Genomic DNA, 14189 nt, shown 5'->3' with positions numbered 1-14189 from the left:
AAAAGCAGGCGATGCGAATCTCTTTAAGCTGGCTCAAAGAATTGGTTGAAATTGATATGACCCCCGAAGCGTTGGCAGATTTGCTGACGATGGCAGGGTTTGAAGTTGAAGAGATCGAAGATCGGCGCACCTGGGCGGATGGCGTGGTCATCGGTCGTGTGATTAGTCGAGAGCCTCACCCGAATGCGGATAAGCTCAGCGTTTGTCAGGTTGATATTGGTGCAGCACAGCCTTCTACGATCGTCTGCGGAGCTTCAAACGTGCGAGCCGATATCTTTGTTGCCGTAGCGACGATCGGCACTTACTTGCCCAAAGTTGACCTCAAGATCAAGCCGCGCAAGTTGCGGGATGTGCCGTCTGAGGGGATGATTTGTTCGCTGGCGGAGTTGGGCTTAGCAAAAGACTCCGAAGGCATTCACATCTTTCAGCAGGATGTCACCGTCGGGTCAGATGCCCGTCCTTTTCTAGGGCTGGATGACGTGGTGCTGGATCTCACCTCAACGGCAAACCGCGCCGATGCCCTCAGCATGATCGGAATTGCCCGCGAAGTCGCTGCCCTGACGGGGGCAAAGCTAAAGCTGCCCGAAGTGCCCGAAATTCCGGTGCAGTCTGGTTCAGATCTGGCAATTCGCATCAGTGAGCCGCAAGCCTGCCCGATCTACATCGGCACGAATATCGATGGCATTACGATCGCCCCTTCCCCCAATTGGATGCAGCGTCGTTTGCAGGCAGCAGGCACTCGCCCGATTAACAACGTGGTTGATATCACAAACTATATTTTGCTGGAATGGGGACAGCCGCTTCATGCCTTCGATCGCGATCGGCTTCAGACCGTTGCCCAAGCCCAATCGCTGACGATCGGCGTTCGCAGTGCCCATTCTGGAGAAACCCTGAAAACCCTGGACGCGCAGGAGCGCAATTTGCAGGAGCAAAATCTGCTGATTACCGCAGGCGATAAACCTGTTGCGCTGGCAGGGGTAATGGGCGGCGAATCAACGGAAGTCTTTGACGGGACGCAAAACCTGATGCTGGAGGCGGCGATTTTCGATACGGTGGCAATCCGGCGATCGGCTCGCACTCAGGGACTCCGCACCGAAGCCTCTGCCCGCTATGAGCGAGGGGTAAACTCAGCAGAGCTAGAGCTTGCCTGCCGTCGTGCCATCCAACTCATTACTGAACTGGCAGGCGGAACGGTTCGCACTCAGGCGGTTGCCGATCACCGTCCGGGTCAAGCAGCGACAATTAGGACGATCGCCCTGCGAATGGAGCGAGTCAATCAAGTGCTCGGACTGGTGCTGCTCAACGGTCACGGCGAGAATTGCAATCATAACGGTCATGATCACAGCCATGATGAGCTGACCGAAGACGATATTGGCGAACTGCAACCTGTCGATGTCGAGCGCACCCTGAGCGCACTGGGCTGTCAGCTTACGGAAACTGAAGCAGGGGTTTGGTCGGTCACTGTGCCGCCCTATCGCTATCGAGATCTAGAGCGCGAGATCGACCTGATCGAAGAAGTGGCACGGCTCTACGGCTTCAATAATTTCTGCGATACGCTGCCCGGAAAAACCGAGCCAGGCTACCTCTCCGACGAGTACGCGCTGACGAAGCGAATTCGTGAGGCGATGCAGGCAGTTGGCTTAACCGAGGTGATGCACTACTCGCTGGTGAAAACGGGTGAAGAAAACCAGGTCGTCCTCAGCAACCCGCTCCTGGTAGAATATGCTGCCCTTCGTACCGATTTGATGCCTGCCCTGATCGATGCCTTTCAGTACAACCTGGAACAAGGTAACGGGGCACTCAACGGCTTTGAAATTGGGCGCGTGTTCTGGCGCGATGAAGACGGCTTGAACGAAACCGATATGGTGGCGGGCATTCTGGGCGGCGATCCGACGGTGGGCAAATGGGTGCGGAGCGGACGTGAACAGCCGATGACCTGGTTTGAGGCAAAAGGAATGCTGCAAAGTGTCTTTCTGCGGCTAGGCCTGAACGTGGAATATCAGCCCGATCGCCGCAATCCCCTGCTGCATCCTGGCAGAACCGCTTCTCTCTGGATCAATGGCAACCGCCTGGGCACATTCGGTCAGTTGCACCCCCAGCTTTGCCAGGAGCGCGGCTTACCTGATGCCATTTATGGCTTTGAACTCAGTCTGGACGAACTGCTCGACGGCATGGCGCAGGACGAAAACCTGGTTTCCCTGTTCCAGTCCTACTCGTCCTATCCGGCATCCGATCGCGATATTGCCTTCTTTTCACCCGTGCAGTTCTCGGTCGCGGAAATCTCGCGGGCGATTACCCAAGCAGGCGGTAAACTGCTCGATTCCGTGGAGCTATTTGATGAATACCGGGGCGAAAATGTGCCGCAGGGCAAACGCAGCCTCGCCTTCCGTCTGATTTATCGCGCTCCCGATCGCACCCTGACCGACGAGGACATCAACCCCGTCCATGTGAAAGTCCGCCGAGTCCTGGAAGAAAAATTCCAGGCAGAGCTAAGAAGTTAGTCTAGGAAGCTAAATCAATCAGGAATCTATGCCCAAATATGTTCTCTGGGGTCGCTACTGCGAAGACGTGCTGGAAAAACGCGCCCCTTACCGTCAGGCACACCTCGATCGCCTGGCTCAACTAAAAGATGCAGGACGGGTAATCACGATCGGACCAACCAAAGATGTAACGCGGGTCTTTGGCCTATACGACGCAGAAACCGAAGTCGCTGCCCGTCAGCTTGTCGAAGAAGACCCTTACTGGCAAAACGGCATCTGGACAGAATATGAGCTAATGGAATGGATTCAAGCCTTTTAGGTGATGCGAAGTAGTTCCTTCTTCGAGGTAATTGCCTTCCTGCCGGAGCTTCATTCTTCCTTTAGCAATACTGGGGTAACGAAATGGGGGGATATCATCACAAGATATTCCCTGATTTTTTGCTGGATGTTTTGGGTTCTGTCGCTCTTTACTGACGCACGACCTTCCTCTTAATTTAACCTGTGATTTCCCTATCCTTCTCGCTGCAACCCGACCTCATTCATTTCTCCCTGAACCACTGCTTCACACCGATTCTGGCTCAAGCTGCCCCTCTGCTGGGTAGCACCTGGATTGATCTGAGTGCTCTGTTTCTGATGCTGGGAATGTCTGCTTTCTTCTCCGGCTCCGAAACGGCAATCACGGCTCTAGACAATCTGAAACTGCGTGCCCTGATCAAAGACCAGGGCGATCGAAGTGGTTTATTTACGCTCGTCCTGGAAAAGCGGACGCGTTTTATTACGACGCTGCTTATTGGAAATACGCTGGTCAACAACCTGGCTGCGATTTTGACCAGTAACCTGTTTGTCATCTGGTTTGGCAGCAATGAAGCAGTGCTGTTTGCCACGATCGTCGTCACGATTTTGACGCTGGTTTTTGGCGAAATTACGCCGAAGTCGCTCGCGATTAATAACGTCTTACCGATTTTTCGGGTTGTGGTGCGTCCGATCTTCTGGCTGTCGCGGATTCTCTCCTGGACGGGCATTGCCTATTTGCTAGAAGCAATTGCCCAGGCAGCAATTCGGCGATTTCAACGCGATGTTGTGCCGCAAGGTGAGTCGGTCAAAGATTTGCAGCTCATGATCGAGATTCTGGGCGGCAAAGGGCAGCTTGACCTGGACAAACGCCAGCTCCTCAACAAAGCCCTGATGCTCGATCGCCTTACTGCCTATGATGTGGTGAAGCCGCGTATCGAAATGCGAACCATTTCCCAGGAAGCAACGCTGCAAGGCTTCATCAATCTCTGCCTGGAAACAGGCTACTCGCGCATTCCCGTCCAGGAAGAGTCCAAAGACGAAATTATCGGCACAGTGCATCTCAAGCGGGCCCTTCAGGTACTCAAAACCCTTAACCAAGAAGGACAAAGCGATGGTTCTGTGACGCTGGCAATGGACTTGCCCGTGTTTGTGCCCGAGGTTAAGCGGATCGCCGATTTGCTGAAAGAAATGCTTCAGCGTCAACTCCATTTGGCGATCGTGGTAGACGAATACGGTGGCACGGTGGGATTGCTCACGCTAGAAGACATTCTGGAAGAACTGGTCGGCGAGATCTATGACGAAAGCGATCTCCCTGCCCGTGCTAACCTGCGAGGACGAGTGCCCTTCAATCGTCGCATCGCAAGAAATCCTTCTCCCAATCGCTAGCCCCGTCATTCTGAAAAAATTGATCGCAAACTCTTTGACAAAATTCGCAACTTCCATGTACGATGATTAATCGTGGAAAGGACGGGTCGGTGCCCGAGTGGTTAATGGGGGCGGACTGTAAATCCGCTGGCTACGCCTACGCTGGTTCGAATCCAGCCCGGCCCATTCCACGATTTGCCCGTGTAGCTCAGTGGTAGAGCACACCCTTGGTAAGGGTGAGGTCATGAGTTCAATCCTCATCACGGGCTTATTGTAGAGCGACATGATATTTGTCTGTGGCACTACATTAGTAGTGTCGTTGCGAGTGCCGAGCAGTTTCATCGTATTATTCGTGAGCATTGGTGCATCGAGAATCGATTGCATTGGGTCAAGGACGTGACGTTTAACGAAGACAATGCGCTGCAAACCGGCAGCAATACAGTCACGAACTGGTCAGTGGTCCGCAACTTCTTCATTAACTTTTCTTTTTCTCGCACGCTGGGGTTCACTTCGATGGCTGCTGCCAAACGGCAATTTGCCAATCAGTTGGACAAGGTTTTTCCCCTATTACAATGAAACAGCCCTGCTTAACCAGTCAGCACACAACCTTAATTTCAGTCCTACACTGGTTTTAAGCATCCTGAACTTCTCCTTCAGGTCAGGTATATATAATGCTAGGTTCAATCCGTCAGGACCATGAACAAACAACGATCGTTGATGTCTACTCCCTCTGCCAAAGCCAGCAGCTCTGCTCAACGCGACGGCATGACGACTGGAGGGAAGCGAGGCTTCAGGCGGGGAGACTGGGGGCGCGGGCTGGTCGGCTTCTGGGCAATGGCTGCGGCAATAGCAACAGCGCTGGATCTGGGGCTGGTACAGGTTTTAGAACGACAGACACAGACTTTATTTTCTGAGGTCAGAGGCACGGTTGCTGCCCCGAAAGAGGTTGTCATTCTAGCGATTGATGAAAGCTCTCTTGCCCAAGGTGATTTTTTTCGATCGGATCCAAAACAGTATGCCAGTTTAGAACCGATTCAGTCTTGGCCCTGGAAGCGCAGTGCCTACGCGAAGGCTGTTGAAAAATTGATGGCGGCTGGGGCAAAAGCAGTGGCGATCGATGTAATTTTCTCAACGCCCAGCAGCTATGGTGCACAAGATGATCAGCAGCTTGCCCAGGTACTTCAGCAGTATCAAGGACGGATTGTGCTGGCAGCTCGCTATGCAGAAGCAGAAACGCCGCAGGGATTTAGCACCCAACTTGTAGCACCACTGCCTCAATTCTGCAATCGTCCTGACTGCATCGGGTTCATCAATTTTCTAATGGAGCCAGACCAGCGGATTCATCGATTCGGTGAGGCATTTTCGCGCCACCTGCTGCAAAATTCGCCATCCGTTGAGGCAGAGGTTTTACCGCAGGCTCCTTCTTTTGTTGAAACAACGCTGCGGGCTGTGAATCTGCCGTATCAGAAGCCGATCGCCGATTCGATTTTCTTCTACGGTCCGGCAAACAGTTTTACCCACGTTCCTTTCTGGACCGTGCTGGATCCTTCTGCCTGGCAGACCACATTAGAGTCGGGAGCCTATTTCAAAGACAAAATTGTGCTGATCGGCTCAACTGCCATGGTTCATCAAGACTTGCATGCGGCTCCCTTTTCTAAAAGCTGGCTCTATCCGCAGCCGATGTCAGGGGTGGAAATTCACGCCAACGCCATCGCCACGCTGCTGGAAGGACGATCGATCGCGGAAGCCGTGCCGCAAGCTCCCCTCAGAGGATTATGGGTGCTGATCGGGGTTGCAGGCGCAGGCTGGTGGTTGACCCGTCCGCAGCAGCCCCTACGTCGCTTAATTTGGGCGATTGGCTTCGCAGCAGTTTGGCTCGGTCTCAGCTATGGCTTATTTATCCAGGCGAGATTGCTGATTCCAACAGCAGTTCCAGTTGGAGCAATTGCATTGAGCGGTTTGTCGCAGCTCATTGCGGGGTCGGTGAAAGAACAGGTCAAAAAGCGGCAGCTCCGAGACACACTGAGGCAGTATGTCACTTCGCCGATCGTGCAGGAAATTGTCAGCCAGCACGATGACCTTCATGATTTGCTGCGAGAACGAGAACTGGCTTTATCCGGCAAAGTGTTAGCCAGTCGCTACCGCATCACGAGAGTTTTGGGATCTGGTGGATTTAGCGAAACCTACATTGCTGAAGACCTCCAGCGACCGGGCAATCCGTCTTGCGTGGTGAAGAAACTGCGCGTCTTGAGCGACAACCCAAACACCCTCAAGCAGGCACAGCGACTTTTTGCGATCGAAGCAGAAACGCTAGAACGGTTAGGGCAACATGAACAAATTCCGCGCCTGCTGGCATCCTTTGAGGAGGAGCAAGAGTTTTATCTGGTGCAGGAATATATTCGGGGGCATCCCTTAACAACAGAGATTTTGCCTGAGCGATCGTTGCCGGAACAGAAAGTTGTGCAGATGATTTATGAACTGCTGAATGTGCTGGCGTTTGTGCATAGCCAGGGGGTGATTCACCGGGATTTGAAACCCTCTAATATTCTTCGACGACGATCTGATTGGAAACTCATTCTGATCGATTTTGGCATTGCCAAGAAGATTACAACCCAGCTTGCCGAAAGCAGCAACACAAAATTTACGATCGCAGTTGGCACACCGGGCTATATGCCTAGCGAACAGTCTGCCGGACGACCCCAGTTCAATAGCGATATCTATGCGCTCGGCATTATTGCGATCGAGGCGTTAACTGGACAGTCTCCCCATCGACTCACCCATGACTCCAAGACCGGAGCATTGCGATGGAGCCAGCAGGCGCGTGGGCTGAATCCTGCTCTGGTAGCCATTTTGAACAAGATGGTATGCCACGACTTTACCCGCCGCTATCGATCGGTTCAGGAAGCCCAAACTGCTCTGATGTCCCTTTATCCTGATTTAGCAAATCCTGACCCGCAAACGAGCAGTGCTGAAATGGCAGGGACACAATCGGCGCAAAGCATAGCTCCTAGTGAATCCTCTGATCCGATCGCTTCTGAAGAAGACCGTTTCAACGACATGACCCTGCGGCTGCCTGAGGATTGGCTAGATCAGAACGAGGCAGAATCGGTCAATAACATGACCCTACCGCTGCCTGAGGATTGGTTGGATCATTCACCCGATCATCGCTAGCGAAACTTTCAGAAGCTTGTGTAGAATGCGAGATGGGTTTAGTAAGATTACAAATACCAACATCCTTTCACGCAATATCAGACAATCAGGGCAAGTGCGGAACATATCTACCACGTCGCAGTCTTCAACCTTCAGACCCTATCGAAATTCTGCATGGTTCGCCGTACAATTCCCGTTATCATTGCTATTTTGTCAAGTACGGTTTTACTGACAACAGAAGCGCGTGCCCAAACCTCGCTCAATCGTGCTGTGCTCTCAGCAATCCGAAATCAGGTCCAGGTGCTGCAGCAAAACCAGTCTGCTCGTGCAGCTCGTATTTCCGATGTTGTCACGCCTGGACAGGGAGTTTCTACAGCTCGCGCTTCATTAGCAGAACTCCGATTTAATGACGGTTCGTTAGGACGGCTCGGAGAACAGGTTGTCTTCTGGTTCACGCCCGGAACACGCAATTTCCGCATCTCGAATGGAACTGCTTTGTTTCTGATTACGCCCGGACAGGGCAGGACACGCATCCAAACTCCGAATGCAACCGCCGGGATTCAGGGTTCTGCGCTCTTTGTCCGCTATATTCCCGAAACCGATACGACAATTATTGGAGCCTTAACGGATAGTGGCATTCAAGTATTTAATCGAGATGCCTCTCAGCAGCAATCCCTACGAGGTGGGCAGATGGCAGTTGCGATCGGGGATCGCATTGAACAAATTTACGATTTCGATCTAAATACTTTCTATGAAACGAGTACGCTGGTGCGAGGGCTAGCTCCAACCGAGGAACGATCGCAATCAGAGACTCGCGATGCCACAATCTCCCAGGTTCAAGAGGAAATGCAGACTGCGATCGAACAGCAGCAATCGCTCCCTCCCAACGAAGTCATTGAAACTCCAAGCTTTGTCAGAACTCCAGAGTCCAGCGCCACAGAGCCTTCGATCGCGCCACCCGTCTTTGATAATTTCCCTGACTCCAATCAAGTCACCAGTCCGCTTGAAACCCTGACGAATGAAAACCAGCCTCGCAATACGCCCCTAGATCCAAATTCACAGCCCGCAATTCCATCTTTCCAGAACCGATCGGATCAGGTCATTACCGATCCACGAGTTGACGATCGGCGGAATCCAACTGATGATCGTCCCGGAAATGGCAACGGGAGACCGAATGTAGACGATCGTCCCGGCAATGGCAATGGCAACGGAAGACCCGACAACCCTGGCAACAGTGATGGGAACGGACAACCCGATGTAGGCGACCGTCCGGGTAATGGCAATGGAAGACCGAATGTAGACGATCGTCCGGGTAATGGCAACGGCAACGGCAACGGCAACGGAAGACCCGACAACCCTGGCAACAGTGATGGGAACGGACAACCCGATGTAGGCGACCGTCCGGGCAATGGCAATGGAAGACCGAATGTAGACGATCGCCCCGGCAATGGCAATGGCAACGGAAGACCTGACAACCCTGGCAACAGTGATGGGAACGGACAACCTGATGTAGGCGATCGTCCGGGTAATGGCAATGGGAGACCGAATGTAGACGATCGCCCCGGCAATGGCAATGGCAACGGAAGACCTGACAACCCTGGCAACAGTGATGGGAACGGACAACCTGATGTAGGTGATCGTCCAGGTAATGGCAATGGGAGACCGAATGTAGACGATCGCCCCGGCAATGGCAACGGTAACGGAAGACCCGACAACCCTGGCAACAGTGATGGGAACGGACAACCCGATGCAGGCGATCGTCCGGGTAACGGCAATGGAAGACCTGATGTAGACGATCGCCCCGGCAATGGCAACGGCAACGGAAGACCCGATAACCCTGGTAACAGTGATGGGAACGGACAACCTGATGTAGGCGATCGTCCGGGTAATGGCAATGGGAGACCGAATGTAGACGATCGTCCGGGTAATGGCAATGGCAATGGGAATGGTGATGATAGACCGAGTGTAGACAATCGCCCTGGCAATGGAAATGGCAACGATAATGAAAGACCCAATGTAGATGATCGTCCTGGCAACGGCAACGGCAATAACGATAGAGATGATCGTCCTGGCAACGGCAACGGCAATAACGATAGAGACGATCGTCCTGGCAATGGAAATGGCAATGGAAATGGCGATGGCAATGGCAATGGAAATAATCGACCACCCAACGGCAATGGAAATAATCGACCTGATAGAGACAACGAACGACGTAATTGAGATTACGTATTAGCCGCGTGAAGTTTAAGGGGTGTTTACTGAGCTACTCAATCTTGTGGGCTGGTTTTCTGTGCAGCCGCGCCCAGGGCATGAATGCTGAAATTCCGACAGCAGACGCATCAGACGGAGCATCGAAAGCTGAATTGCATGACATTGCTCAGTCTGAACATCAATTTTTTGCCGAGAGCGATCATGCTGTTAGCAATCCTCTCTGGACTCCAAATATTGCCCCTGCGGAAATCATTCTGCCTACACGAGAAGCGTTTAATCCAAACAGCCTTGCTCCAGACTTGAATTTCACAGCCGATTCCCAGATTCGTGGAACAGTTCTGAATGAACTATCCAGCTTAGAAGCGCATCAGGAACAGCAGAACCCGGCACAGGAACAGCAACAAGAGCAGGAAACGCGCTCTTTTTCATTGGAATCTCAAATTCCTCCTGTTCCTACAGCGATCGCTAATGAGATAGAGGAATTCGTAGAAACGCAAAACAATCAAGAAGCTGTTTCGCAATCGATCGATCCAGAATTAGGGAGACTGCGGCTTCGTGAAACGCAACGGGTAGAGCCACAATCGACCGATCCAGAATTAGGGAGACTGCGATTGCGCGAAAGGCAGTTAGCAGAACAGCAAGCCAGTGATCCGGAATTAGGTGAATTTCAACTCCGTGAAAGAGAGCTTGCAGAACGGCGACCGGAGCAAAGCGTCTTTTTTCAAGGCAGAATTGACTATTTTAGAAGCAATAATATTCTGCTAGATGACGTTGATCCTGTAGATGATCAGCTAATCACGGTTGGCATCTCCGTACTAGGCGTTCCAAGCATTGGACCTCGAACTAACCTAGTTGCCTCTGTCGGCGCTAGCCTTGCTCGCTATGGCGATTTGTCAGAACTTAACTACAACAATCTTCAGTTTCGCCTTGGAGTACGCCACAATCTGTTTCCTAACACTTATGGGGAATTGAGTTGGACGAATCAACAATTGTTTTCTGCTGATGATGGTGACCAATTCCTGAATGATCATTCAATTCGGCTTTCCCTGTGGCGACGTGACCAGCTCGCGCCTCGACTTAATTTAGATAGTTTTTATCAGTTCCGCCTCAGCTTTGCTGATCCAGCCGATCGCAGCCGTCTAGTGAATACGCTAGGAATTTACTTGAGCTACGAAATTCAACGCGATTTAGAAGCCGGGTTAGATTATCAGTTTGTTCTGACAAACTTTACTCAACAGGAACGCGAGGATAGTTATCATCAACTAACCGCTCAACTGAGCTACAATCTTTCTCGCAAGACCAGTATTAGTCTATATGGCGGTTTTAGCTTTGGGCGATCGTCCGAATCAAGCATTGATTTTGATAGCTCCATACTGGGCATCAGCTTAAGCACAAGCATTTAGGCGGCGATCGTCTCAACAATCTGCGTCTGATAGGAAACTTAAGGGCGACAAGTCAGAGCCATGGGTTTGAATCCAGTATCGCCCCTATAGAAGATTGCTAGCAGTATTCATAGGATGCAATGATACTCTTTGCCACCACGTTCAACCCCTGAGGTTTCGCACAACCGATCCGCATTGTATTGATTGAGTAGCCGCTCAACCTGGTAGGTTGTAACATCAAGCGTTTTGGCGATCGTCTCTTTCCACTCAGACTTCACCTTACGGTTGGGAGCCTGAGCCAACCACTCAGTTAGACGAAAGCGTATTTGTTAGAATCTGATGACTCGACCAGGGCTTTAGTGGGGAGAGCCTGGCCTCATTTCGCTTGAATCCTGCTTGTCTTGCTTCGTACAGCAATTACAGCGAGGTTGTTTTTCCGACTCAGATTGAAGATAGGCAGTTATTGAGCGGATGCGACTCAACGCATATCGGATTGTTGCTAGTATTTTGGCTCTTTTAGCAAGTAAGTCCCTATAATCGCTATTCATCCTGAGCACCTGAGCTAGTCTATAGCAAGGTTAACCTTATTAGAGTCTGTTCAAGCTCTCGCGTTGGATAGGCGATTTTGTGAATTCTCCTTGTTTTATTGTTGGCAGGTGAATAGGCTTTTATACTTAGCCAGTCGTAGGATAGATTCCGAGATATCAATAATTCTCTATCCTTTTTATTGGCAAGTCTCTTTAGGAAAATGAGTGATTCTGGTAAGCCCCTTGAAGGATTGCATCTGCTAGTTATTGAGGACGAGCAGGATACAAGAGAACTAATTACCTTCATTCTCCAGCTATGGGGTGCAGAGGTTACAGCGGTTATCCACATTTATGAGGCGATAGAAGCTCTAGATCGGTTTATACCGGATGTAATCCTCAGTAACACTCATTTACCAGATGGAGACGGATATATGCTTATCGGTCTGTGGAGAGACAAAGAGGTAGAGCTAGGGATAGAGCCAATTCCAGCAATTATCATCGCTGATTCAGACAGAGAGGTAAGTAGGAATCGCATCCATCAAGCAGGTTTTCAAACCTACGTCTCTAAACCTTTAGACGTGACCGTGATCGTTGAAACCGTAGCGACGGTAGCTTCTAGGCAAGGAGCTAAGGAAAGAGAGCACTGAAGCGATCGAATCCTGTCTAGCTCCTAGACATTCCGGCTATACTGGGCACAGTTTGGGTACAGCTTCAAGACCAAACGCTCAGAATCCTTACAAAATGCGCTCTTTGCACACCCTTGGTAAGGGTGAGGTCATGAGTTCAATCCTCGTCATGGGCTTATTTACTTTAAGAAATAAAACTGCCGATCGCCCCAGGTAAGCTACACTTCTAGACGCTACATCTGGAGAGCAAACTGATCTGATGGGCTAGATGTGTCCTGAGAAAAGGCTCTGGATATGGCAGACCTGCCGTGAGTGCGTGAGGCTGCGATGACCCTTGCAAAAAAACTGTCTTCTGCTCAGCGTCAATCTTCAAACCGAAAAGACCTGCTGAACTTTGACCTGAGGTTTGAGTCGGGCGGGAGTTTGCCGCTCAACGCCTTTTCTAACAGTGCTGCGATCGCTGACTTCAACAATGACGGCAACCTGGATACGGTGATCACGACGTTTGGCTTTGCCTTCAATACCGATGCGTCGCTGTTTTTGGGTACGGGTCGGGGCACGTTTAACCCGGCGATCGAGCTAGAAATTGGTGACAATCCGGGTGGGCTAGCAGCCGCCGATTTAAATGGCGACGGGTTCGCTGATATTGTGGCTGCAAATCGCACCTCAGATACGGTTTCGCTGCTGCTGGGTCGCGGAGACGGTAGTTTTCGCAGCGTTGTTCGGCTTGAGGTCGGCACGCAGCCCCGAGAGGTAGTCCTTGGAGACTTTAACGGAGACGATCGCCCTGATATTGCAGCCGTTAACTTTGGAAGCGGGTCGAGCAGTGTTTCGATTTTGCTAAACAACGGGAACGGCACGTTTCGTGCTGTAAAGACCAATCGCATTTTGGGAGGGCAGTCGCTCGCGCTGGCAACCGGAGACTTTAACGGCGATCGAAGGCTCGATCTGGTCACAGCGGATGCTGGCTCGAATACGGTTTCGCTGCTGCTAGGAACTGGAGACGGCAATTTTCGGGAGTCGAAAAGCTATCGCTCTGGGGGAGCTGTACCGTTTGGGGTGGCAACTGGAGACTTTGATGGCGATGGCAGGCAGGATGTGGCGACAGCAAATAATGGCTCTCGTTCTGCGGGAATTTCAGTGCTGTTTGGCAACGGCAAAGGGGAATTTACGCGGGGAGAAACCCTGCTTCCCAACACGCGAACCACGTCGATTCGGGCAGCAGATCTGAATGGCGATCGTCAAATTGATTTAATTGCAACACTGCAAAATGGTTCCTCGCTGGCGACTATTCTCACCAATGGCGAAGGCAATTTCAGCCGTCCTTTTTTCACCCTAGCTAACAGTGACCCTTCTGCAACAGCGATCGGTGATTTGAATGGCGATCAAAAGCCCGATCTGATTGTCTCTAGCAGTGGCTCGAACAACGCACGGGTTTTGCTGAACCGCACCAGCTTTGTATTTTTGCAGCGTCCTACCCGCAGTCGCGCAGGTACGATCAACGGTTCCCAGGAAACTCGCACGTCGATTTCTGTTAACCTGGCAAACGCAACGTTTCAGCTCAACACCAGCCCCCGGACTCGCTATCCAATCAGAAACTACGCCAACGCGATCGGCACTCAGCTTGAGGACAGCCTCACTGGAAGCAGCGGACGCAATACGCTAGCCGGGGAAGCAGGCAAGGACACTCTACGCGGGCTGGACGGCAACGATACGCTATTGGGCAACGCGGGAGCCGATCGCTTACTGGGAGGGGACGGCAATGACTCCCTCAGCGGTGGCACAGGAAAAAATACGCTTACTGGAGATGCCGGGAGCGATCGGTTTATTTTTGCGACAGGCGCACCCTTTAACCCGCAAGATCCGCCCAGCCGCATTACTGATTTCACACCCCGTCAAGACAAGATTGTCCTCGATCGCCAAACCTTCCCTACCCTGACCCGATCGATTAGCTTTCAGGCAGTTTCGACCTTTGCCCAGGCACAAGCCAGCAGCGCAGCAATTGTCTACGCGCAATCGACCGGGCGGCTCTACTACAATCCCGACGGTGCAATTCCCGGCTTTGCTCAGGGCGGAGTGTTTGCCGTTCTCAGTTCACCCAACCGCCGATCGCTAAGCGCAAATGATTTCAATGTCAGCTAGAGGTCATTGCGC

Annotated in this window: 10 protein-coding genes and 2 tRNA genes; 11 read left to right on the top strand and 1 reads right to left on the bottom strand. The window is 51.8% G+C overall.

Annotation, left to right across the window (positions count from 1 at the left end):
* Positions 1–11 precede the first annotated feature (11 nt).
* The 9 genes from pheT (at position 12) to NDA02_RS14995 (ending at position 10903) form a co-directional block, all read left to right on the top strand.
* On the top strand, positions 12–2501 hold the full coding sequence (gene pheT / locus NDA02_RS15035) for a phenylalanine--tRNA ligase subunit beta (RefSeq protein ID WP_190792120.1): 2490 nt from the start codon (positions 12–14) through the stop codon (positions 2499–2501).
* 28 nt (positions 2502–2529) lie between these two features.
* Positions 2530–2799, top strand: a complete 270-nt coding sequence (locus tag NDA02_RS15030; protein WP_190792119.1) for a YciI family protein — start codon at positions 2530–2532, stop codon at positions 2797–2799.
* A 314-nt stretch (positions 2800–3113) separates the two neighbouring features.
* Positions 3114–4160, top strand: a complete 1047-nt coding sequence (locus NDA02_RS15025; RefSeq protein ID WP_190792125.1) for a hemolysin family protein — start codon at positions 3114–3116, stop codon at positions 4158–4160.
* Positions 4161–4243: 83 nt separating this feature from the next.
* A tRNA-Tyr gene (locus NDA02_RS15020) sits at positions 4244–4325 on the top strand.
* Between the two features lie 11 nt (positions 4326–4336).
* A tRNA-Thr gene (locus NDA02_RS15015) sits at positions 4337–4408 on the top strand.
* Position 4409: 1 nt separating this feature from the next.
* Positions 4410–4715, top strand: coding sequence for a transposase (locus NDA02_RS15010; RefSeq protein ID WP_190792124.1), 306 nt, complete (start codon positions 4410–4412; stop codon positions 4713–4715).
* Between the two features lie 120 nt (positions 4716–4835).
* Positions 4836–7310 carry a serine/threonine-protein kinase gene (locus NDA02_RS15005; RefSeq protein ID WP_190792118.1) on the top strand — a complete coding sequence of 825 codons (2475 nt, stop codon included), beginning with the start codon at positions 4836–4838 and terminating at the stop codon, positions 7308–7310.
* Positions 7311–7463: 153 nt separating this feature from the next.
* Entirely contained in the window at positions 7464–9509 is a 2046-nt protein-coding gene (locus NDA02_RS15000; RefSeq protein WP_348255193.1) for a FecR domain-containing protein, read from the top strand.
* An 89-nt stretch (positions 9510–9598) separates the two neighbouring features.
* A complete protein-coding gene (locus tag NDA02_RS14995; protein WP_190792116.1) occupies positions 9599–10903 on the top strand; it encodes a hypothetical protein in 1305 nt (434 codons plus the stop codon).
* Between the two features lie 107 nt (positions 10904–11010).
* Here NDA02_RS14995 and NDA02_RS14990 read toward each other — a convergent pair whose 3' ends face one another.
* Positions 11011–11184: a hypothetical protein gene (locus tag NDA02_RS14990; protein WP_190792115.1), complete on the bottom strand. Its 174-nt coding sequence runs from the start codon at positions 11182–11184 to the stop codon at positions 11011–11013.
* A gap of 446 nt (positions 11185–11630) precedes the next feature.
* Between NDA02_RS14990 and NDA02_RS14985 the strand changes: the two genes are divergently transcribed.
* Together NDA02_RS14985 and NDA02_RS14980 are read left to right on the top strand one after the other, a co-directional pair.
* Positions 11631–12056: a response regulator gene (locus tag NDA02_RS14985; RefSeq protein WP_190791455.1), complete on the top strand. Its 426-nt coding sequence runs from the start codon at positions 11631–11633 to the stop codon at positions 12054–12056.
* A gap of 306 nt (positions 12057–12362) precedes the next feature.
* Positions 12363–14177, top strand: a complete 1815-nt coding sequence (locus tag NDA02_RS14980) for an FG-GAP-like repeat-containing protein (protein ID WP_348246529.1) — start codon at positions 12363–12365, stop codon at positions 14175–14177.
* Positions 14178–14189 lie beyond the last annotated feature (12 nt).

It is taken from the genome of Leptolyngbya sp. ST-U4, assembly GCF_039962215.1.
Taxonomy (GTDB): domain Bacteria; phylum Cyanobacteriota; class Cyanobacteriia; order Elainellales; family Elainellaceae; genus Leptolyngbya_A.
This window is presented reverse-complemented; position numbering and strand designations above follow the sequence as displayed.